We start from the raw sequence: 23,236 nt of genomic DNA, 5'->3' as shown, positions 1-23,236 counted from the left end.
CTTGCAAGAAATATAAAGACTTTTCCTGATTCTACGTACCCAACGAATAAAAAATCCCGCTAGTGATTTCTCACCAACAGGATTTATCGAATACCTGATTTATCTCAGTATTCTTTTATGCTAATGTTTTTAAGGTTGCAATACGTTCTAGAACTGCTTGACGTTGATCAGCGTATTCTTTACCTTTTGCACGTTCTGCTTCTACAACTGCTTCTGGTGCTTTCGCAACAAATTTTTCATTTGATAATTTTTTCTCTACACGATTCACTTCATCTTGCAGTTTAGCCGCTTCTTTTTCTAAACGAGCAATTTCGTCATCAATATTTATTAATCCTGCTAATGGTAAGTAAATTTCAGCTCCACTAATGACACTTGTTACAGCGTGGCTTGGGGCTTCTACTTCTAAACCATATTCAAATGATTCAGGATTACAGAAACGAGCAATATAGCTTTCATTTTCTGATAAAATGGCTTGAATATCTGCACTTGAAGTTTTGGCAACAATCGCAATTGGTTTAGATAATGGTGTATTCATTTCATTTCTGCTTGTACGAACTGAACGAATAAAGTCCATTAAAAATTCCATTTTTTCTGCTGCTGCTTCATCCATTTGACTTTCTTGTACAACTGGATATTGAGCAACCACTAATGAATCTCCAATATGAGGAACTGATTGCCAAATTTCTTCTGTTACGAATGGCATAATTGGATGTAATAAACGTAATGTTTGATCTAATACATATACTAAAATGCTACGAGTTGTTAATTTAGCAGCTTCATCAGTTCCTGCTAATGTTTCTTTAGACATTTCAATATACCAGTCGCAGAAATCATCCCAAATGAAACGATATAATAGACGACCCGCTTCACCAAATTCAAATTTTTTGAATAATTCTGTTACTTTAGCAATGACTTGATTTAAGCGAGTTAAAATCCATTTATCTGCTAATGTTTTTTCACCAGTGATATCTAATTCTTCCACTGTTAAATCACCAATATTCATTAATGCATAACGACTTGCATTCCAAATTTTGTTGATAAAGTTCCATGCAGCATCCATTTTATCAGTTGAATAACGAACGTCTTGTCCAGGTGCTGAACCATTTGCTAAGAACCAACGTAATGCATCTGCTCCATATTGTTCGATGACTTCCATTGGATCTACACCATTACCAAGAGATTTACTCATTTTACGTCCTTGGCTATCACGAATTAACCCGTGAATTAATACATTTTTAAATGGACGTTTGCCAGTAAATTCTAATCCTTGGAACATCATACGACTTACCCAGAATGTTAAAATATCATAACCTGTTACAAGTGTACTTGTTGGATAGTAACGTTTATAGTCACTAGCTTCAACATCTGGCCACCCCATTGTTGAAAATGGCCATAATGCAGATGAGAACCATGTATCTAATACGTCCACATCTTGTGTCCAGTTTTCAGCATCTTCTGGAGCTTCCATTCCAACATATACTTCACCTGTTTCATTATGATACCATGCTGGAATTTGATGTCCCCACCATAATTGACGAGAAATTACCCAGTCGTGAATATTTTCCATCCAACGTAAGTAAGCATCATTAAAACGTGGTGGATAGAAATTAACCGTATTGTCTTCTTCAGCACGTTGCGCTTGAATTGCTTGTTCTGCTAATGGTCCCATTTTAACAAACCATTGTTTTGATAAACGAGGTTCTACAACAACATCTGTACGTTCAGAATGACCAACACTATGAACATGTTTTTCAATTTTCACAAGAAGTCCTGCTTCTTCTAAATCTTTTACAATGGCTTTACGAGCTGCAAAACGATCCATACCTTCGTATTTTCCAGCTAATTCATTCATTGTAGCATCATCATTCATGACATTTACACGTGGTAAATTATGACGATTACCAACCTCAAAGTCATTTGGGTCATGAGCAGGTGTAATTTTTACAACCCCTGTTCCAAAATCTTGCTCAACATACTCATCCGCAATAATTGGAATTTCTTTTCCAACTAATGGTAAGATAACTGTTTTCCCAATCAATGCTTGATAACGTTCATCTTCAGGGTGAACTGCAACAGCAGTATCTCCAAGTAGCGTTTCTGGACGAGTCGTCGCAACTTCTAATACTCCACTTCCATCTGCTAATGGATAATTCATATGGTAGAAAGCACCTTCTACATCTTTATGAATAACTTCGATATCTGATAATGAAGTTTTTGCTTTTGGATCCCAGTTAATAATGTATTCTCCACGGTAAATTAAGCCTTTTTCATATAACGTTACGAATACTTTTTTAACAGCATCTGATAAGCCTTGGTCTAATGTGAAACGTTCACGACGATAGTCAACTGAAATCCCCATTTTTGCCCATTGTTCACGGATATGGCTTGCATATTCTTCTTTCCATTCCCATGTTTGTTCTAAGAATTTTTCACGTCCTAGGTCATAACGAGATAACCCTTCTCCACGTAATTTTTCTTCTACTTTTGCTTGAGTCGCAATTCCGGCATGGTCCATTCCTGGTAACCATAGTGTATCGTACCCTTGCATACGTTTTTGACGAATAATCATATCTTGTAATGTAACGTCCCACGCATGTCCTAAGTGTAATTTACCTGTTACATTTGGTGGTGGAATAACGATTGAATAGGGTTCTGCATTTGGATCTTCGTTTGGATGGAAGACTCCTGATTCAACCCACCATTGATATTTTCCTGCTTCAACTTCTTGTGGTTGAAACTTTGGTGACATTTCTTTTGCCATTCTTTTTCCTCCTTAATAAAATTGTTTTGATACAATAAAAAAGTCCTATGAAGATTCACTTCATAGGACGATTATTTCGTGGTACCACCTAATATTCGCATCATCATTGATGCCTTTAACGTTGTTAACGAAGTCTACTCCGAGCTAAGTTACTATGATTCCCCTAGCCAACTTACAAGCTACCTTCACACAAATTCGTTAAGAAGTTTCACCAACCCTTCTCTCTCTATCAACTAAAATTCGTATTACTCCTCTTGTGCAATGCTTTTATTCTATGCAGTATAGTCTACCATTGTTTAACAATACTTGCAAATGATTTTCCTTGCATTTATTCTACTTATTTTTTCAAGAAACGACGCATTGAGAAAATCGAACCAAATGATCCAATTAATACTCCAACTCCTGCCATTGCTAAAGATAAACGATATAAGAAAGGATTTGGTGCTAATAAGCTAAAATTAGATCCAGCAAAGAAATCACTTCCACCTTTATAAATCCATAAATATAAGCCCCATAATACAGCAATTGGAACAATTGAACCAATTAAGCCAATGAAACCACCTTCTAAGAAGAATGGCCAACGAATATAAGCTTTAGTCGCTCCAACTAATTGCATAATTTCAATTTCTGTTCTACGAGCATGAATCGTTGCACGAATCGTATTGGAAATTAAAAATAGAGCAATAATTAGTAATACTGCGATAACACCAATCCCAACATTACGAGATGTTGAAATAACTTTAAATAAAGTATCAGCTCTCGCTCCACCATAGTTAACACGAGCTACATAATCCATCTTTTCAATAGTTGTAGCTACTTCTTTTGTTTGATTAGGATTTTTTGTACTTACATCAAAAGCATTTCTAAGAGGGTTACTGTCATTTTTAAATAATTCAAATTCTTGTGCAACGCTCTTCGTAATATCATCTAATTCTTCATCTTTTGAACGGAATTTAACAGTATCTACAGCGTCCAATGCTTGAATAGCTGCTTTTAACTCTTCCGTTTTTGTTTCATCAGCTGCTAAATCAATATAAACACGAACATTGACATCTTGCTCTACATCTGTCGCAATTTTATTCATGTTAAATAGTAATGATACAAAAATACCAACGAGTAATAACACCATTGATACTGCAGAAATTGCACCAAATGTAGACCATCCATTTCTTAATAAGCTTTTAACCGCATCACGAATATGACGCACCATTGTTCTAATCTTCATATCCGTACTCCCCTTCCTCTTGGTCACGGACAATCCTACCCATTTCAATGGCCAAAACACGATGTTTCTTTTCATTTACAATTTGACTATTATGAGTTGCCATTACAATAGTTGTCCCTTGCTGATTAATTCTTTCTAAAATATCCATAATCTCCATAGAAGTTTCTGGGTCTAAGTTTCCTGTTGGCTCATCAGCAATCAATACAGCTGGAGTATTAACAATCGCTCTTGCAATTGCTACACGTTGTTGTTCCCCTCCTGATAATTGATCTGGGAACATTGTCATACGATGTGTTAAGTTTACTAAAGCTAACACTTCTTCTACTCGACGTTGAATTTCTTTAGGAGATTTTTCAATTACTTCCATCGCATAAGCAACATTTTCATATACGGTTAAACGAGGTAACAATTTGAAATCTTGGAAAACAACTCCTACATAGCGTCTTAAATAAGGAATTTCACGTTCTCTCATTTTTGTTAAATCATATTTTCCAACTGTAATTCGTCCTTTTGTTACTTTTTCTTGACGATACATCATTTTAATAAATGTTGATTTTCCTGCTCCAGAAGGTCCTACAACATATACAAATTCTCCGTCTTGAATTCTGACTGATAAATTATTAACGGCTAAAATACCTTTTCCATATTTTTTTGAAACATTCATCATTTCAATCATTCACTCACCAGCTTTCCCTATTCATAGTTTATGTCTTATCCATTATACCATTTTTCAGATGACAATCTATTGACAGCATATTACAAAAATATGTCATTTTAACAATGTTAAAACATTCTCTTTTTATAAAATTTTATGATAAAGTTGTACAATATAAAGCATAAAATACTGTAAGGCATCCTCTTTTACAGAATGAGGAATTAACAAATCTTCATTTGGATACCATTCACTTAACATTTGATTTCTAAAATACTCTATTACCATTTTAAACGGATGATCATACTGTTCATTTAACATTCCACGTTCAAATGCAGTTAATGTAATTCCAATTCTTATTAATGGGATTCCTATACCTTCTATCAGTCTTTGAAATATTCTTAATACAATTTCATACACATTAAAAGATGTTCGTCCAAAATATTCAATAATCATCGATTGCCAACCATTTAATAATTCTCTCGAGGTAATTTCCCCATCAAACCACTTTTCTTCCAATTCGTATCCAATCATATCTATTAAAAATAGTTGAAGTAGATTAATATTAGAAAATGAAATTGGATTTCTTCGAATAGCTAAAAAATTATTTAATAAAATATGATGAACTTCCTCTGCTGAACCAATATTCCAAAAATATTTCGCAATTAAATTAGAAAAATCAATCGAGATTAGAGGAATTAATGTAACATAATAACGACAAGCATATATACGATAATTCTTTTGTTCCTCGGACAACTCACTTTCTAGCCTACTTTGTACAATTCTAGCATATGCTTCTCCAAATAACTCTAAAAACTCAAATAATGAAATTGAAAAAGAATGATAAGTATTTAGCTGAAGATAGAATTTATGATTAATGTTTACACATTTTGATTTTCGTTTAAATTCAACTTTAAACTTATAAGGTTTTGTTAAACTACGAATCTGGGATACAAAGTAATTAAAGAAATAACCTGCTTGCTTCTGTGTAATTCTTAAATCACAAACATCTGCATTAGTTGGAAGATTTTTAGAAAGAATATATGATTTATAGAGTTGAGTAATTTTATCATGATGTGTTTTTAGCTGCTCACAGCAAGAGTGTACAAACTCAGCCCCATACAAACAGCTTAAAACTTCCTGATATTTTGGAGTAAATAGATGAAACTTTTCGGCATAATAAGATGAATAAAATAGTCTAAGATTATCTAAATCCTGCTCAAGTGCCACTTCTAATAATTTAGGATTTAAAGACTCTAACCACTTTTCTTTTAATTCTTTTTGTAACACTTTAAAATCTTTATTAAAATACTTATTAGCGTATTTACCTTTCAAATAATAGTCAGAAAGTTTTTGTATTTTCATTTGTTCAATATGAGATAATTCATCTAGATGTTCATTGAAATATCGATAAATCATCATTGAGCTTTGAGATTTCATATACTTATCCATAAAATCACTTGGAAATTTACTTTCAGGATCATTTAATTGATTTTTATCCATAATCTCATACGCATGAATAAATTCTTCAATTAATTCCATTGTTTCAAGCAACCCTCGAAGTTCACTAACAGCATATTTCATTCCCAAAACCCCCTTTTATTTTCTAATTCTATTTTACCGCTTTCATCTGCATAAAACAAATGATTTTTCTAGTTTATTTCGCTTTTTTCCGAAAAAAATAAAGTTGTTTAGATATAGCATCCAAACAACTTTATTTTCATCATTTAACTTTTAGTTTTTAGTAGCATTAACTCTGAGATTCGCCTAGCGAAGCTGCTAGCATCCTCCTGATACTATATTAAAAAGTCACTATTTTATACGTACTCTCATTCGATTTCCGTTTAAATAAAAATGACTTTTTATAGTAGTATTAGCGATAGCAACCACATCTTGAGGTTTCTATCGCAGGAAACATTAAGACCTTAGGCTCATGAGATTCGCTTGCGAAGCTGCTGGCGTCCTCTTACTACTATATTAAAAAGTCAATTTTTATTCCGTCTCACCGGATAATGTCCATTTTAAGTACGCATCCATAAATGGATCTAAATCACCATCCATGACAGCACCAATATTTCCTGTTTCATGACCAGATCGCAAATCCTTCACTAATGAATACGGATGGAAAACATAATTACGAATTTGAGAACCCCAAGCAATATCTTTTTGTTCTCCACGAATTTCAGCTAACTCAGCTGCTTTCTTTTCTTCTTCTAATTGATATAATTTTGTTTTTAACATCGCCATCGCTTGATCCTTATTTTTAAATTGCGAACGCTGCGCCTGACTTTGAGTTACAATTCCTGTAGGAATATGCGTAATACGAACAGCAGATGAAGTTTTATTAATATGTTGACCACCCGCACCACTCGCACGATATACATCAATTTTCAAATCATCCGGATTAATTTCAATATCAATATCCCCTTCTAATTGAGGCATAATATCAATGGAACAAAACGAAGTATGACGTTTTCCAGCAGCATCAAAAGGAGAAATTCTCACTAAACGATGTACCCCTTTTTCGCTCTTTAAATAACCATAAGCATTTAATCCTTCAATAGATAAAGTCACAGACTTAATTCCCGCTTCTTCTCCATCTTGATAATCAACTGTTTCAATACGGTATCCATGCTGTTCAGCCCATCTTGTATACATTCTTAACAACATACTTCCCCAGTCTTGTGATTCTGTTCCACCAGCACCTGGATGAATTTCTAAGATCGCACTACATTTATCATGAGGCCCACTTAGTAACATACTTAATTCATATTTTTCTAGTTCTTTTTCAACGCTATGAATACGTTCCACTAATTCATCATGAATTTCTTCTTCAGGATCTTCCTTATACATTTCAAATAAAAGTTCTACTTCTTCTACTTGCAATTCTAATTGATGAAACGTATCATACACAGCTTTTAATTCATTACTTTTTTGAATAACCATTTGAGCTTTTTCATTATCATCCCAAAATCCAGGTTCAGACATTTGTTGTTCATAAGAAGCAATATCTTCTTCTAAATGATCTAAGTCAAAGAGACCCCCTATAACTTGTCATTTGAGTACTCATTTTTTCTAATGCATTTCTGATTTCACTAACTTCCATACCATTCTCCTATCTAAATTGTAAAAAGGTAGGCTGGACTTTTGCCCAGCCTACTTCTTATTATGCTTGTTCTGGTTCTCCTTTTGAACGATCATTTCCTTGTGCAATCACACTTCTAGCACCTTGCACTTGTTCACGTTGTAAGTTTTGACGAATTTGAGATTTCATCAAAATACGAGTCACATCATAGTCAATTGCAGCAATCATTTGTTGGAAACGATTGAAACCTTCTGTTTGATATTCTGTTAATGGGTCAATTTGTGCATATCCACGTAACCCTACACCCTCACGTAATTGATCCATATCATCGATATGGTCAGTCCATTTACGGTCAACTACACGTAAAATAACAACTTTTTCAAACTCAAGCATTTGAGAATCCCCATTTAATTGCTCTTGTTTTTCTTTGTAAATTTCCATTGCTTTTTCATTCAATAGACCTTCAATTTCTGAAGGAGTTTTTCCTTTTAAGTCAGATAATGAAATGTCATCTGGATGACAAATCGCATTTGCTGCGAAATCTACTAAGCTTTCTAAATCCCAAGTTTTCTTTTCACCTAGAGTATGATTTTCAACCATACGATGAATCGTTCTGCGAATCATTGCTTTCGTTACTTTTTCTAATGAATTTTCTTCATTAATAATTTGCAATCTTTGTGAATAAATAATTTCACGTTGTTCACGCATTACTTCATCATATTGTAATACGTTTTTACGTGTATCATAGTTATTTCCTTCTACACGTTTTTGAGAAGATTCTACTTGACGAGATAACATTTTACTTTGGATAAAATTATCATCACCATTTTCATCAAGGTTAAATCTTTCCCAAATTGCTTGCATTCTTTCTCCGCCAAAACGTTTCATTAAGTCATCTTCTAATGATAGATAGAATTGAGTCGCACCTGGATCTCCTTGACGTCCAGAACGTCCACGTAACTGATTATCGATACGACGACTTTCATGACGTTCTGTTCCGATAACGCATAATCCACCTAATTCTTTAACACCTTTTCCTAACTTAATGTCCGTTCCACGTCCTGCCATGTTTGTCGCAATTGTAACGGCACCACGTTGTCCAGCCATCATAACGATTTCTGCTTCTTTAAAGTGGTTTTTAGCGTTTAATACTTCATGAGGAATCCCTTCTTGATGAAGCATTTGTGATAATAATTCACTTGTTTCAACCGCTACAGTACCAACAAGAATTGGTTGTCCTTTTGCATGACGTTCCTTAATATCACGGACAACAGCCTTAAATTTACTCTTTAATGATGGATAAATGACATCATGAGCATCAATACGTTGAACAGGACGGTTTGTAGGAATCGTAATAACATTCATATTATAAATTTCACGGAATTCTTCTTCTTCAGTTTTAGCAGTACCTGTCATACCTGACAATTTACGATACATACGGAAGAAGTTTTGGTAAGTAATTGTCGCCATCGTTTTCGATTCATTTTCAACTTCTACACCTTCTTTAGCTTCAATTGCTTGGTGTAAACCATCTGAATAACGACGTCCTTCCATAATACGACCTGTAAATCCATCTACGATTTTTACTTGTCCTTCATCTACTACATAATCAATATCGCGAATCATAATGTAGTTTGCACGTAAGGCTTGGTCAATGTGGTGAACTAATGCTGAATTGTCCACATCATATAAATTTGGTAAACGGAAAGTTTGTTCCGCTTTATTAATTCCTTCATCTGTTAATGAAATAGATTTAGAAGTTAAATCAATTGTGTAATCTTCATCTTCTTTTAATGCTTTAACAAAGAAATCTGCACGTTGGTATAAAACTGTAGATTTTTCAGCTTGTCCTGAAATAATCAATGGTGTACGAGCTTCATCAATTAAAATTGAATCTGTTTCGTCAACTACCGCATAATTTAATGGACGTTGTACCATTTGCGATTTATACACCACCATGTTATCACGTAAATAGTCAAATCCTAATTCACTGTTTGTACTATATGTGATATCTGCGTAATAAGCTGCGCGTTTTTCTTCTGGTGATTGTCCAGTTAAGTTTACCCCTACACTTAATCCTAAGAAGTTATATAATTCACCCATTTCTTTTGCATCACGTGTAGATAAGTATTCATTAACTGTTACTACGTGTACACCATCACCAGAAAGTGCATTTAAATATACAGGCATTGTTGCTGTTAAAGTTTTACCTTCCCCTGTACGCATCTCAGCAATGTTCCCATTATGTAGAGTAATTCCTCCCATAATTTGAACTTTATAAGGGAATAAACCTAGTACACGTTTAGCACCCTCACGCACTAAAGCGAACGCTTCTGGTAATAATTTATCTAATGATTCTCCTGAAGCATATCTTGCTTTAAATTCTTCTGTTTTTACTGGAAAATCTGCATCACTTAATGCTTCCATTTTACTTTCCAAACTAATTACTTTATCCGCTAATTTTTCAAGTTTACGAACTTCGCGTTTGTTATTTTCAACTAATTGCTTTAAAAAATTTGCCATTCTATGACTCCTTTATTTTATTCTTTCCTAATCATCTATCTTGCAAATGAGTATACCAATTGCATCTTATTCATTTTACCACCATTATTCAAAATAGAAAAGAAAAAAAGGAAGAGTTGGAAAAAAATTTCCAACTCTTCCTCCAAAAAAGATGTTTTTATGCATTTGTTTCAATCAAACCATATTTACCATCTTTACGACGATAAACAATATGTGTTTCATTTGTTTCTGCATCTTGATAAATAAAGAAGTTGTGACCTAACATATTCATTTGTAAAACAGCTTCTTCGCTATCCATTGGTTTTAAATCTACTCGTTTTGTACGAACAATTTCTAATACTGATTCATCTTCGTCAACTGGTTCTGGTACAACTGGTGCAACAGGAATATCAAATCCTTTTTCACGAGATTTACGATTAATTTTTGTTTTGTATTTACGAACTTGTCTTTCTAGTTTATCAATCACTAAGTCAATACTACCATAAAGGTCTCCAGAAGTTTCTTCTGCACGTAAGACTAAGTAAGGAAGAGGAATTGTTACTTCAACTTTTGCTGTTTTTTCAGAATATACTTTCAAGTTAACATGAACCGTTGCATTTGCAACATCACCGAAATATTTTTCTAATTTTGAAAGTTTCTTTTCCGCATAATTACGAATTGCTTCTGTAACTTCAATGTTTTCTCCGCGAATATTATATTTGAACATAATAATCTCCCCTTTCATCTGGCTTTGCCAGACTGAAGAAATCTCTTAAGGACCACTCTTAAGAATCCCTTCTTTTGATTTCTTTCTATGCTTAAATTATAAACCTTTTACTATTTTTTTACAACCGTTTTCAAATATCTTTAAAGAATCCTAAACATTTATTTGTACATTCTTAAAAACATAAAAAAATTAATCGAAATAATCTTTAGTGTCATTAAATTTACATTGATTATTTTGTTAACTCTTTCTCAATCCTCGTATAAATTCATTACAAAATAAGAAAAAAACTGATTGTTTCTATTGACAGAAACCGTTTTCAGAATTACATTAAAGATATCTTATAACACAAAGGAGTATTGTTTTATGGAAAAAGTTTTTGCAAGTCCTTCTCGTTATGTTCAAGGAAAAGATGTGTTTAAAACAGGTCTTTCCCATGTTTTAGCTTTAGGAAATCGACTACTTCTTCTATGTGACCCAATCGTTTATGATTTAGTGGGAAAAGAATTAGAAGAAAATTTAGTTGCTGCTGGAGCAACTGTTTATCATGAAAGTTTCAATGGTGAAGCTTCGAACAAAGAAGTTAGTCGTGTAGCTGAAATTGCTAAAGAACATGAATTAACAGTCATTGTTGGTTTAGGCGGCGGTAAAACAATTGATACTGCTAAAGCAATCGCAGATGACTGTCAATATCCTGTAGCTATTTTACCAACAGTTGCTTCTACAGATGCACCTACTTCTGCTTTATCAGTTATTTATTCTCCAGAAGGAGTATTTGAACGTTATCGTTTCTATACAAAAAATCCAGAATTAGTTTTAATTGATACAAATGTTATCGCTCATTCTCCTGTTCGTTTACTAGTTTCAGGAATTGCAGATGCTCTTGCTACTTGGGTTGAAGCTCGTGCAGTTATCGAAGCTCAAGGAAAAACAATGGTAGGCGATACTCCAACAATCGCTTCAGAAGCTATTGCTCGTGCTTGCGAATCTACTTTATTTGAAAATGGTCTTCAAGCATTAGCTGCAGCAAATGCAAAAGTAGTAACTCCTGCTTTAGAAGCTGTTGTTGAAGCGAACACATTATTAAGTGGTATTGGTTTTGAATCTGCTGGTTTAGCTGCTGCTCACGCCATCCATAATGGATTTACAGCATTACATGGAGATATCCATACTCTTACTCACGGTGAAAAAGTAGCTTATGGAACATTAACACAACTTTTATTAGAAAATCGTCCTAAAGAAGAATTAGATAAATATATTACATTCTACAAAAAATTAGGCTTACCAACTACATTAAAAGAAGTAAAATTAGATACTGTCCCATATGAAGATTTACTAAAAATCGGTCGCTTAGCTACACAAGATGGCGAAACAATCCATCAAATGGTCGTTCAATATACTGCTGAAGATGTAGCCAATGCTCTAATCGCTCTTAATCATTACGTGACAACTCGATTTTAATTTCTGAAGAATATATTTTATTCAAACTCACACCAATCAGCTCAAGCAGATAACTGCTTCTGCTGATTTTTTTAGTTATTATCGAAACACCGTAAACAATTTGACGTTTTCTATCCCTTTTTCCTGTAATAACTTAGCAGCTAGTCGAATTGTTTTCCCAGTTGTATAAATATCATCGAACAATAAAATTTTATACGGTAACTGTATCTCGTCTTTCAATACAAAGGGTTGTTGGAGTTTCATTCTCTCTGCTCTTGTCTTTTCAGATTGTTTTTTCCCTTTTCCAATATGATCAAAGATTTGTAGATAAGGAATTTTCGAGAGCTCTAAAAGATATTCAACCGATTCAAATTCTCTTTTTTCTATACTATGTTTGGATATTGGTAGTGGACAAATCGTATATCCTTGTTTCAAATATTTCTTCAATGCTCTTTTTATATCTTCTTTTATTAAAAATGCTACAGCACAGTCTCCCTCAAATTTATATCGTTCCATAAATTCTTTTGCCTGTTCGTCATAAACATATAATGCTTGATTCACTGGAAAATAAGAATCCACCTCTTTCCAGCGAATACAGTCATAACAGAGTGTCGCTTCCTCCATTAAACGCCCACATCCCGGACAAGTTAGTTCCTTTTCTAACGAATGAAACAACTGTTGACACTGGCGACAAATCGGTCTTGAATTCCATAGAAATAAAGAACTAATTCCTAAATCTGCTGCCACATCATTTCTACACCATACACAACGCATTTTAGTCACCTTCTATTAACCCTCTTTTTCTAGCTTCTTCATTCAATGATTCGATTTCTTTTTTAGCTTGTTTCATTGCTCGACTTATTCCTTCATAGAAATAGACCACTTCTCCTTCTGGATGATCCACACTTCTACCTGCTCTTCCTGCAATTTGTACTAATACTTCCCTTGTAAAAATCTCTTCTTGAGCTTCTATTACAGCCACATCAATCCCATAAAAAGTAACTCCTCTTTCAAGTATCGTTGTCGTAATTAAAAAATCTAACTTTCCATCTCGCATCTGTTGAATTCTTTCTTGTCGCTTTTCCTCTTGAGAGGAAACACTGGAAAAACTTGCCTTTGGGAAAGCTCGACTTATCATTTCTTCCACTGCTGGAATTTGCCCAATCGTTGACACAAATACTAAAAAGGGAGTTTTGTTATCAAGTCGCTTTTTCATCCAACTATACAACTCTTGCGGAATTTTTTTCTTTTCTAAAGCTCTATCCCAATTTCGTAATTCCTTAAACAGAGGAACAACAAGAGGATGCCGATGGAATCTTGCCGGTAATAAAGAATAGGACAATTGATGATGTTGCATTTTGTACAATTCTAATTTTGAAGGCGTAGCTGTCATAAAAACTAGCCTTCCCGTTGGTTTCACCGCACGATGAACCGCAAATTGCAACATGTCACTATTGGAATAAGGAAAGGCATCGACTTCATCTACAATTAACACATCAAACGCATGATAAAATCGTAACATTTGGTGAGTCGTAGCAATGGTGAGAGGTGTTCTTTTATAAGTCCCGTTTGTTAATCCATGTAAAACAATCACTTCTTCTAAAGGAAAGGCTTCTTTTATCCTTGGCGCTAATTCATTACAGACATCAATTCTTGGAGCTGCTAATCCAACTCTTCCTCCCTTTTCTAATACTGTTCGTATGAGTTCAAAAATCATTTCGGTTTTTCCTGCTCCAGTAACAGCCCATACTAAATGCTCCTTATCCATTACTTCTACTAATTCTTGCGAAAGTTTTTCCTGTTCTTTTGACATCGAATGCTTGTAATATAACTGAACAGAATGTGGTAAAAAGGCCGGCGTTTTTTCCTCAACAGCTACTAGTACACAACATTCTTTTACTTTTCCCATATTCAAGCATTTTAAACAATAATGACAATTTTTCTGGCAAATAATGCATGGCCCTACTGCGAAGTCTTCTATATTTTGATTGCCACAACGATTGCAAGCAAATTTTCCTTTTTCCTTATTAAATCCAGGCAATACTTCTCCCATTTTTTCTAACTCTGAATCTCTTTGTGACTGAAACTTAACTTGAATTCTACCAAACTCTTCCATAACATACCTCCCTTCTTTATATACGAAAAAAGCAGCGAAAAAATTCGCTGCTACGATAATAATTTATAAAAAAACAAACATCCCAAATGGGATGTTTGCTTTACATACGATTAAATTCATTCAAGATGAAGATTATTTAGCAGCTACACCTTTATCAGCTACTAACTCAATTTCTTCCCATCCAGTTCCTTTATCTGGAGTGATATTAACTTTCTTAACACGTTTATTAACGGCTGTTAATTCAAATGTATTGAAACGAGGAATTGCAAATGGGTTTTCTTGAACGTATTGTTGCCATTCTAAGAATAATTGTTTTCTAACATTTTCATCAAATGTTTCATTTGAAGAAATACGTTCTAATAATGCTGTATGTTTAGGTTCTACAAAGTGACCAAAGTTGAAAGCAGCTTTAGGTCCATATAATCCATCTGGAGATGGGTTATAACCAATTGTGAATCCACCTGTCCACATATCAAAGTCATCAGCATATTTTTGTAATTTTTCAGCATAAGTTTGGAAATCTAATGTACGACCAGTTAATAATTGTACATTTAATCCAACTTCTTTCCACCAAGCGATATATTGTTGTAATACCGCTTCAGCAGTTTCACTACCTTTAGCTGCTAATAATGTAATTGTTAATGGTTTTCCTTCTTTATCTTCTACAAATCCATCGCCATCAACGTCTTTATAGCCAGCCTCTTTTAAGATTTCTTTTGCTTTTTCAGGATTGTATTCAAATCCAGGAACGACGTCTTTACCTACATATACGTCTTTGAAGAATGGAGATAATAATGTATTTGCACGAACTGATAAACCATGGTAAGTATCTTTACCAACTGTATCGTTATCGATTGCATATCCAATTGCTTTACGTAAAGCAACATCATTCATTTTCTTAGAAGGATCTACAACGTGTTCACCTTTAGCTGCATCCCAATGTCCAACATTGAAACCAGTATAACTAATTGAGTTTGTCATTAATCCTAATAATGAAATGTTATCTAAATCTTTGAAAGTTTCGTATTGATCAGAAGGCATTCCACTTACATAATCATAGTGACCTGCTTTTAATTCTGAAACAATTTGTTCACTACTTACAACATCTAATTTCACGTCAATTTTTGGTTGACCTTTATAGTAATAAGGGTTTTTCTCAAAGCTTACAGATTCACCTGGTACGATATTTTTAATAACGAATGGTCCACTACCAACAACTTTTGTACGAGAGTAATCAGATGTAATCATTTCTTGATAAGTCATATCTTTATAAATATGTTTTGGAATCATTAAAGTATTGATTGCTTCTCCACCATACTCTAATGCTGGATAAACTTCTTTTAAGTGAAGTTTAACAGTTTGATCATCAATTTTTTCTAAACCAGAAATAGATGATGCTTTTCCTTCATGGAATTCTTTTACCCCTTCAACATTTAAAATATCTTCAGAGAAACGAACTCCTTCATAATCTGGACGACTAATTGCTTCATATGTGAAAATATAGTCATCGATTGTTAAAGGTTCACCATCAGACCATTTATAATCCCCTTTTTTCAAGTGAATTGTAAATGTTTTGTTTTCAATATCTAACTTGTAATCAGCCATTCCTTTGCTGTTATCAATTTTTTGGTTTGCATCATAGTCAAATAAGTTTGAGAAAGCCATGTTGACTACTGAACCATCACCTGAATCGATGAAAAGAATTGGATTAAATAATCCTTTGAATGGTGAGTTAGATACTTGTGCCATGTTTAGTGTCCCACCACTAATTGGCGTACCTTCGTTTACCACTTCTGTTTTAAATCCATCTTCAACAGGAGCTTGTACTGATGAAGAAGATTGTTGTTTGTTACCACATGCCGCTAATGCTAACGCAGCTGTAACAGTAAGAAATCCTGTATATAATTTCTTGTTATTCATATTATCCCTCCTAAGTTAAAAAAAACTAATGAATGTTTCGATACTAACACTGTTTATAATGCATTTCAACATTTATTTCATTTTCTAACGTTTTTTTCATCTATTTTTAATGAACTTCCTATATCTATATGTTATAATTATAACCTTTTATAGTTATAGAAAATTTATACATAAAAAAAACGAGCTTAAGCTCGTTTTTTTCTTATGCTTGTTGACTAACAATATAGTTTACAGCATCTCCAATTGTAACAATTTGTTCAGCATCTTCATCAGAAATCTGAATTCCGAATGCATCTTCTAATTCCATGACTAATTCAACAACATCTAATGAATCAGCACCTAAGTCTTCTTGGAATGTTGTATCTTTTGTAATTTTTAATACATCGACACTAAAACGTTCCGAAATTAATTGAATTACCTTGTCTAATACTTCTTGCTCTGACATTTGTATTCCTCCTTGTCTAAGCGATTTCTCCCTACACTCCTAATGGATATACTCTTATTTTACTCAAATTTGGCTTTATTGTCTATCATTTCTTTTGAAAGCACTTTATTTTATATAGTACTATGATAAACTATTTTTCCAAATTTCAGCTTGTTCTTTTGTAGTTAGTACAAAATGTCCTGGAGTAATTTCAAACATTTCTTCTGGTTCATTTTGAACGGTTGTCTGATAAATCACTCTTTTACGATTTCTTTCATATTGAGGATCTGGTAAAGGAATCGCAGATAATAAACTCTTCGTATACGGATGGAATGGTTGATGATAAACAGCATCAGCTGTTCCTAATTCAACTATTTTCCCTTGATACATCACTGCAATTCGATCACTAATATATTTTACCATCGATAAATCATGCGCAATAAATAAATAGGTTAATTGTTGCTCTTTTTGCAATTTTTTTAATAAATTAACGATTTGTGCTTGAATCGATACATCTAATGCTGAGATTGGCTCATCACAGACGATAAAACGAGGATTTACGGCTAGAGCTCTTGCAATCCCTATCCTTTGGCGTTGACCACCAGAAAACTCATGTGGGTAACGATTTGCATGTTCTGGATTCAATCCTACCATTTTCAATAATTCATTTACTTTTGCATCTCTTTCTGCGCGAGTTTTAACGATACCGTGGATATCCATTCCTTCAGCAATAATATCTCTAACTTTCATTCTTCCATTTAAAGAAGCATATGGATCTTGGAAAATCATTTGAGCTTGTTTTCTAAAGTCTTTTAAATCTTTTGTTTTTGTTGGAATTTCTTTTCCATCAAATAAAATTTGTCCATCTGTTGCATCATTCAATCGCAAAATCGAACGACCTGTTGTAGACTTTCCTGAACCAGATTCTCCAACAAGACCGAAAGTCTCGCCTTCAAAAATTTCAAAACTAATATCATCGACTGCTTTTACAACTTGTTTCGAAGAAGAACCAAAGTAACACTTTAAGCCTTTAACTTCGACTAATTTACGTTTACTCATTTGTCACTCTCCTACTTTCAAATTGTGCCCAGCGTTTTTGAATTTCTTCTGGTGGCTCTACTTTTGGAGCACGTTCATCTAATAACCATGTTGCTGCAGCATGTGTATTTGATACAGCAAACATTGGTGGCATTTCTTCAAAATCAATATCTAATGCATAATCGCTTCTTAGCGCAAATGCATCTCCCTTTGGAGGATTTAATAAATCTGGCGGTGTTCCTGGAATCGTATATAAGGATTCTTCCTCTTCTAAAGAAGGCATTGAGCATAATAATCCCCAAGTATATGGATGTTTTGGATTATAGAAAATTTCATCGACTAGTCCATATTCCACAATCTTCCCAGCATACATTACAGCCACTCTATCCGCAACATTCGCTACAACTCCTAAATCATGCGTAATAAAGATAATAGAAGTGCCATTCTTTTGTTGAATTTCTTTTAATAATTCTAAAATTTGTGCTTGAATCGTTACATCCAATGCAGTCGTTGGTTCATCCGCAATTAAAATATCTGGATTACATGCTAATGCAATCGCAATAACAATTCTTTGTCTTTGTCCACCAGAAAATTGATGCGGATAATCATTCACTCTTTTTTCCGAATTTGGAATTCCGACTTGTTCTAATAATTGAACGGCTTGTTGCAAAGCTTCTTTTTTCGATAATTTTAAATGCTTAATCATCGATTCTGCCACTTGCATGCCAACTTTCATCGTTGGATCTAAAGACGTCATTGGGTCTTGGAAAATCATCGCAATTTTCTTCCCACGAATTTGTTGCATTTCCGATTCTGATTTTTCTAAAATATTTTCTTGTTCGAAAATAATTTCTCCATTTTCAACTAAAGCATTGGCAGATAATAATTGCATAATCGATCTAGTCGTAACAGATTTCCCAGAACCAGACTCACCAACTATCGCTAAAGTTTCTCCTTTTTTCAAGTCAAAATCTATCCCTCGAACCGCTTGAACTTTTCCATCAAATGTTTGAAAGGATACTTGTAAATTTTTTACACTTAAAATTGTTTCACTCATACATTTCTCCTATTCTTTCATTTTTGGATCAAAGGCATCTCTTAATCCATCTGCTAATAAATTAAAACTAATCATTAAAATACATAATACAATTGCCGGGAACCACATTAAATGCGGTAAAAATCTAAATGTTTTATACCCATCATTAATGAGCGAACCTAATGAAGCATTTGGTACTGGAACTCCAATTCCTAAGAAACTTAAAAATGCTTCAAAGAAAATTGCTGAAGGGATTGAAAACATCGTTTGAATAATAATAATTCCAGCAATATTTGGTAATAGGTGTTTCAATGCAATTTTCCAAAAACTTTGTCCTAATGATTTAGACGCTAGGACATATTCTAAATTTTTTAATTTTAATGTTTGCGCACGAACAACACGAGCCATTGTTAACCAACTCGTAACCCCAATGGCTAAAATAATCGTACCGACACCTGGTTGTAAAAATAACAACATTAACACCAAGATAACTAAGTTTGGAATAGCCGTCATAATTTCTAAAATACGTTGCATCACTGTGTCTACACGACCACCAAACCAGCCAGAAATCAAGCCATATAATACCCCTACTGTTAAATCAAACATTGCAGCAGCAAAGGCAATTAATAATGATAATCTTGTTCCATATAAAATTCGAGATAATAAATCTCTTCCCAAACCATCTGTTCCTAAATAGTAATAAGTCCCTTCAGGAACTCCTGCTTGAGCATAGGCATCTACTCCCGCTCTCATCCCTTTAAAAATACCAGGAATTTTAGCTGGTAAATTCGCAAATTGAACATTTTGTTCCAATGGATCATGCGGACTAATAAAAGGGGCTAATAAAGCAAGAATGATAAAGAGAACTACAATTCCTAACGACACAACTGCTCCCTTATTTTTTTTCAATCGTCTCCATGCATCTTGTAAAAAACTTTGAGGAGGAAGGGAAATATTTTCCACTTGTTCAAAAGATGATGCTACACGTTTAAATGCTACTTTTTCTGTCATTATGAAGCTTCTCCTCCTTGTGTTAAACGAATTCTAGGATCAATAAATCCATATAGTAAATCCACAATTAAAATGGTCACAACAAGTAAAAATGAATACATCATTGTCACACCCATAATCGTTGGATAATCATTTGTTAAAATGGATTTAACAAATTGCTCCCCAATACCAGGAATGGCAAAAATATTTTCAATTACCATTGAACCTGTCATTAAACCAACTAACATTGGACCAGCAATAGTCACTAAAGGAATCAATGCATTACGTACGCCATGTTTCATAACCACTTCCATACGGCTCAAACCTTTTGCACGTGCTAATTCCATATAATCAGACTGTAACACTTCAACCATTTCCGTACGAATAAAACGAGCAGAATCCGCTACTGGAGAAATGGATAATGCTAAAGTCGGTAAAATTGAAGAAATAAACCCTTGATTCCATAATGCAATTGGTAAAATCGGAAAAATAACGCCGAATACTAATTGTAAAACAACTGCAAATACAAAACTTGGCACTGAACGTCCAATAATCGCAAAGAAAGTTGCTCCAGTATCCACAATCGTATTTTGTTTCATCGCCGCCACTAATCCAAGCAATGTACCCATTCCCATACCGAAAATTAATGCTTGTAAACCAATTTGAAACGATGGACCTACACGGCTAGATAATAAATTTAAAACCGTTGAATTATATTGGAAAGACATTCCTAAATCTAATCGAACTAAACCACCTAAATAAATGAAATATTGCATCCAAACTGGTTTATCCAACCCATATTTTGCATTCATAATTTGTAATTGAGCATCTGTTAAATTTTCTTCATTCGCATATGGCGAACCTGGTAATAATTTCATTAAGAAAAACGTGATTGTCGCAATTAAAAACAATGTAACAATCATGTAGAAAATCCGTTTTAAAATATATTTCGTATATTGATTCATGTACTTCCTCCTGAAAATACTCTTCATTTTTTAATAAAGAATGTTTTATCTATCATACTATTTTTAGCTTTTATAATTCAATTATTTTGTTTGAAAAAGTTTGAAAATGTAGTGTACATTTTATTAAAACTTCAAAAATAACTGATGACAAAAATACCGACCTCCAACTGTTAGATATTTAGTCTAACTTTTTGGGGTCGGTATAGTAGATTTTATAATTTCATAATCATAACCTTTAATTGATTAGGAGATGTATAACCTTCTACTTGTTTAAATCCAAAATCTTGATAAAATTTTAAAAGATGTTCATTATTTTCACACTCAAGCCAAACATATTAATTAACAACATCAACTAAACTAGATTGAATCAGTAATGAATAGATTTCATTAATATTTCTATTGTTTTGTGACCTATTATTTCTCAATTTACAGTATGTGAAGATTAGGTAACTTTTTGCTCTTGAAAGTGCGACAAAGAACGCACTTTTATCTTCTTCTGGTTGATCATTAAAACTCCAGAATGCAGAATCCTCCATCCCTAAAAAATAAACTGCCTCATATTCTAATCCTTTACTTTTGTGTATAGTCATGATTGAAATTGAGTTTTCACCTTTGAAATTAGATATTATATCTATCCATGCACCTTGTGATTGAGAATACTCTTCATATAATAGTTTTGAAAACTTCTTGATGGTGATAAACAAGTCATTTTTCCCATTGTACATTGGAAAGTTGGAAATAATTCTTTTATCACCTATTTTTTCGATAATACAATTAATTAAATTTAGCATCCTGTCTTCATCGGGAATAGGATTTGAAATTAGGTAAGTAATATCACTAACTATATTGTCAATCTCCTTATAGGATTTTGCTAAAATTAATTCATCAGTAAACTCATCTATTCCATTGATATTTCCATAAAAATTACTAATATTTTCCCAAATTAAAGGATCTCGTTTTCCTTGACTGCATGATATTAAATCTAATAATAGGTTACAAGTAGGGTCTTTTAAAAGCTCTTGATATTCATTTTCAATTCTTGCTTTAATTCCTTTACTGCTTAATGTAGTTATCAATTTTGAACTATAATCATCAACCTTCTGTTTTGCTAGGATACAAATTTCTGATGGTCGTATACCTCCTTGAATTTTTGATTCTATATCCTTTGCAATTAACTTAGCTTCTAAACTTTCATTTTCAAATTCAAATAATGTTATTTCACCCTCTTGAAATTCTGGATAATTATGTGTCTGAATAGAACTGTGATTACTATTTAATATCTGATGAACCTCTTTTTGGAATTCTACAAGTTTAGGTACAGAGCGGTGATTCATCAACAATTGATATTCATTTGAATTAAAGTCTCGAATATAGTCTGGAAAAATATCAGGCTTTGCACCTGCCCATCTCATAATGGCTTGCTTATTATCTCCAACTGCTGTTAATTTGCAAGACGAACCTAAAAAACAAGTTTTTAATAAATTATACTGAGCATATGTAGTATCCTGAAATTCATCTAGAAATACAAAATCGTATGTCATTTGAAGTGCTTTACGGATGTATTCGTTAGTAGCTATTATTTGAGTACTCAACTTTGTTATTTGCCTATACAAGAGGACCGGCTTACTATCTTGTGTACCTTTTAGTAAATCCTTTTTTAATTTGTGAGTATTCCCGTCATTAAGTATAATATTTTCGATAAATTTTCTTATATCTGACATTCTCCATCCATTAACATTAATCCCATTCATAGAGAGTAGTTCTTTTATAGTATACCAATCTTCAATCAAATAATCTCTTGATGGTCGTATATCCTCAGGTAGAACATCTCTAAATTGGTCTAAAACTCTCTTTTCAAAAGCCGAATAGGTTAATGAGGTAAAACGAGAAGCATATTCATCACCATAGCGTTTTTTAACTCTTTCTTTCAAATTTGATGCAGCATCCATTTTGAAACTTAATGCTAGAATTTTTTTCGGAGAAACGCATTTATTTGTAGAGAATAGATAGTCTAACTTTTGAACTAGTAATTCAGTTTTCCCCGCACCTGGTCCAGCAATGACTAAACAGTTAGTCACATCTTTGACGGCTCCTAATGCAGTCTCTTCTAAAATGATATCTCCCTCCTCACTCTTTACCATGTTCAATATCTCCAAGTAATTCTTTAGCACGGTTAACTATTTTTTCAAATACAGAGGGTAGATTTCTTGTTAATTCATCATCACTAATAGATGATAAAAATTGCATATGAGTTGTTGGCTTTCCTCTACCTAAAAAGAAATATTGATACCAAATCATTAATTCTTTCTCTTCTCTAGTAAAACTATCCCCCGGTCCACTCTTATCCTTTAAAGTAGC

17 protein-coding genes, 1 pseudogene and 1 other annotated feature are annotated in these 23,236 nt (G+C 33.4%); of the genes and pseudogenes, 1 reads left to right on the top strand and 17 read right to left on the bottom strand.

The features are described 5' to 3' along the window. Window positions 1-115: 115 nt before the first annotated feature. From RWO76_RS05870 to hpf, 7 genes are all read right to left on the bottom strand, one after another. Entirely contained in the window at window positions 116-2,761 is a 2,646-nt protein-coding gene (locus RWO76_RS05870) for a valine--tRNA ligase (protein ID WP_314354735.1), read from the bottom strand. A 60-nt stretch (window positions 2,762-2,821) separates the two neighbouring features. Next, window positions 2,822-3,032: a binding site (T-box leader), on the bottom strand. A 66-nt stretch (window positions 3,033-3,098) separates the two neighbouring features. After that, the gene (ftsX, locus tag RWO76_RS05865) at window positions 3,099-3,986 is read right to left on the bottom strand and encodes a permease-like cell division protein FtsX (RefSeq protein ID WP_314354734.1); all 888 of its coding nucleotides are present in this window, start codon (window positions 3,984-3,986) and stop codon (window positions 3,099-3,101) included. Continuing rightward, entirely contained in the window at window positions 3,976-4,662 is a 687-nt protein-coding gene (gene ftsE, locus RWO76_RS05860; protein WP_314354733.1) for a cell division ATP-binding protein FtsE, read from the bottom strand. The genes ftsX and ftsE overlap by 11 nt, the downstream gene beginning before the upstream one ends. 123 nt (window positions 4,663-4,785) lie before the next feature. Beyond that, entirely contained in the window at window positions 4,786-6,222 is a 1,437-nt protein-coding gene (locus RWO76_RS05855; protein ID WP_314354732.1) for a hypothetical protein, read from the bottom strand. A 408-nt stretch (window positions 6,223-6,630) separates the two neighbouring features. Beyond that, window positions 6,631-7,744 (bottom strand): peptide chain release factor 2 gene (prfB, locus tag RWO76_RS05850; protein ID WP_314354731.1). Its coding sequence is split into 2 segments (ribosomal slippage): window positions 6,631-7,686 and window positions 7,688-7,744, totalling 1,113 coding nucleotides; the frame shifts between segments, so codons are not numbered across the junction. Window positions 7,745-7,804: 60 nt separating this feature from the next. Continuing rightward, window positions 7,805-10,246, bottom strand: a complete 2,442-nt coding sequence (gene secA, locus RWO76_RS05845) for a preprotein translocase subunit SecA (RefSeq protein ID WP_314354730.1) — start codon at window positions 10,244-10,246, stop codon at window positions 7,805-7,807. A gap of 157 nt (window positions 10,247-10,403) precedes the next feature. Next, window positions 10,404-10,952, bottom strand: a complete 549-nt coding sequence (gene hpf / locus RWO76_RS05840) for a ribosome hibernation-promoting factor, HPF/YfiA family (RefSeq protein WP_314256196.1) — start codon at window positions 10,950-10,952, stop codon at window positions 10,404-10,406. A 363-nt stretch (window positions 10,953-11,315) separates the two neighbouring features. Between hpf and RWO76_RS05835 the strand changes: the two genes are divergently transcribed. Next, on the top strand, window positions 11,316-12,410 hold the full coding sequence (locus RWO76_RS05835; RefSeq protein WP_314354729.1) for a glycerol dehydrogenase: 1,095 nt from the start codon (window positions 11,316-11,318) through the stop codon (window positions 12,408-12,410). 78 nt (window positions 12,411-12,488) lie between these two features. Here RWO76_RS05835 and RWO76_RS05830 read toward each other — a convergent pair whose 3' ends face one another. The 10 genes and pseudogenes from RWO76_RS05830 to RWO76_RS05785 all read right to left on the bottom strand — a co-directional run. Further along, a complete protein-coding gene (locus RWO76_RS05830) occupies window positions 12,489-13,163 on the bottom strand; it encodes a ComF family protein (RefSeq protein WP_314354728.1) in 675 nt (224 codons plus the stop codon). Between the two features lies 1 nt (window position 13,164). Then, complete coding sequence (locus tag RWO76_RS05825) at window positions 13,165-14,505, bottom strand: helicase-related protein (RefSeq protein ID WP_314354727.1); 1,341 nt, start codon at window positions 14,503-14,505, stop codon at window positions 13,165-13,167. A gap of 132 nt (window positions 14,506-14,637) precedes the next feature. Beyond that, window positions 14,638-16,425, bottom strand: coding sequence for an oligopeptide ABC transporter substrate-binding protein (locus RWO76_RS05820; protein WP_314354726.1), 1,788 nt, complete (start codon window positions 16,423-16,425; stop codon window positions 14,638-14,640). Between the two features lie 202 nt (window positions 16,426-16,627). After that, window positions 16,628-16,870, bottom strand: a complete 243-nt coding sequence (acpP, locus tag RWO76_RS05815) for an acyl carrier protein (protein ID WP_006703534.1) — start codon at window positions 16,868-16,870, stop codon at window positions 16,628-16,630. A gap of 120 nt (window positions 16,871-16,990) precedes the next feature. Then, window positions 16,991-17,908 carry an ATP-binding cassette domain-containing protein gene (locus tag RWO76_RS05810; RefSeq protein WP_314354725.1) on the bottom strand — a complete coding sequence of 306 codons (918 nt, stop codon included), beginning with the start codon at window positions 17,906-17,908 and terminating at the stop codon, window positions 16,991-16,993. Further along, a complete protein-coding gene (locus tag RWO76_RS05805; protein WP_314354724.1) occupies window positions 17,901-18,944 on the bottom strand; it encodes an ABC transporter ATP-binding protein in 1,044 nt (347 codons plus the stop codon). The genes RWO76_RS05810 and RWO76_RS05805 overlap by 8 nt, the downstream gene beginning before the upstream one ends. Window positions 18,945-18,953: 9 nt before the next feature. Then, complete coding sequence (locus RWO76_RS05800; protein WP_314354723.1) at window positions 18,954-19,934, bottom strand: ABC transporter permease; 981 nt, start codon at window positions 19,932-19,934, stop codon at window positions 18,954-18,956. Beyond that, window positions 19,934-20,878: an ABC transporter permease gene (locus RWO76_RS05795; RefSeq protein WP_006703530.1), complete on the bottom strand. Its 945-nt coding sequence runs from the start codon at window positions 20,876-20,878 to the stop codon at window positions 19,934-19,936. Before RWO76_RS05795 ends, RWO76_RS05800 begins: the two co-directional genes overlap by 1 nt. Before the next feature lie 335 nt (window positions 20,879-21,213). Then, complete coding sequence (locus tag RWO76_RS05790) at window positions 21,214-23,019, bottom strand: ATP-dependent helicase (RefSeq protein WP_314354722.1); 1,806 nt, start codon at window positions 23,017-23,019, stop codon at window positions 21,214-21,216. After that, a pseudogene (locus RWO76_RS05785) lies at window positions 23,006-23,236 on the bottom strand (ATP-dependent endonuclease); the annotation flags it as partial. The pseudogene RWO76_RS05785 and the gene RWO76_RS05790, both read right to left, overlap by 14 nt.

This window comes from uncultured Granulicatella sp. (genome assembly GCF_963521425.1).
Classification (GTDB): domain Bacteria; phylum Bacillota; class Bacilli; order Lactobacillales; family Aerococcaceae; genus Granulicatella.
This window is presented reverse-complemented; position numbering and strand designations above follow the sequence as displayed.

Coding starts and splice junctions, on each gene's coding strand:
- RWO76_RS05870 (WP_314354735.1), bottom strand. CDS start 2,761: ATGGCAAAAGAAATGTCACCAAAGTTTCAACCACAAGAAGTTGAAGCA.
- ftsX (WP_314354734.1), bottom strand. CDS start 3,986: ATGAAGATTAGAACAATGGTGCGTCATATTCGTGATGCGGTTAAAAGC.
- ftsE (WP_314354733.1), bottom strand. CDS start 4,662: ATGATTGAAATGATGAATGTTTCAAAAAAATATGGAAAAGGTATTTTA.
- RWO76_RS05855 (WP_314354732.1), bottom strand. CDS start 6,222: ATGAAATATGCTGTTAGTGAACTTCGAGGGTTGCTTGAAACAATGGAA.
- secA (WP_314354730.1), bottom strand. CDS start 10,246: ATGGCAAATTTTTTAAAGCAATTAGTTGAAAATAACAAACGCGAAGTT.
- hpf (WP_314256196.1), bottom strand. CDS start 10,952: ATGTTCAAATATAATATTCGCGGAGAAAACATTGAAGTTACAGAAGCA.
- RWO76_RS05835 (WP_314354729.1), top strand. CDS start 11,316: ATGGAAAAAGTTTTTGCAAGTCCTTCTCGTTATGTTCAAGGAAAAGAT.
- RWO76_RS05830 (WP_314354728.1), bottom strand. CDS start 13,163: ATGCGTTGTGTATGGTGTAGAAATGATGTGGCAGCAGATTTAGGAATT.
- RWO76_RS05825 (WP_314354727.1), bottom strand. CDS start 14,505: ATGGAAGAGTTTGGTAGAATTCAAGTTAAGTTTCAGTCACAAAGAGAT.
- RWO76_RS05820 (WP_314354726.1), bottom strand. CDS start 16,425: ATGAATAACAAGAAATTATATACAGGATTTCTTACTGTTACAGCTGCG.
- acpP (WP_006703534.1), bottom strand. CDS start 16,870: ATGTCAGAGCAAGAAGTATTAGACAAGGTAATTCAATTAATTTCGGAA.
- RWO76_RS05810 (WP_314354725.1), bottom strand. CDS start 17,908: ATGAGTAAACGTAAATTAGTCGAAGTTAAAGGCTTAAAGTGTTACTTT.
- RWO76_RS05805 (WP_314354724.1), bottom strand. CDS start 18,944: ATGAGTGAAACAATTTTAAGTGTAAAAAATTTACAAGTATCCTTTCAA.
- RWO76_RS05800 (WP_314354723.1), bottom strand. CDS start 19,934: ATGACAGAAAAAGTAGCATTTAAACGTGTAGCATCATCTTTTGAACAA.
- RWO76_RS05795 (WP_006703530.1), bottom strand. CDS start 20,878: ATGAATCAATATACGAAATATATTTTAAAACGGATTTTCTACATGATT.
- RWO76_RS05790 (WP_314354722.1), bottom strand. CDS start 23,019: ATGGTAAAGAGTGAGGAGGGAGATATCATTTTAGAAGAGACTGCATTA.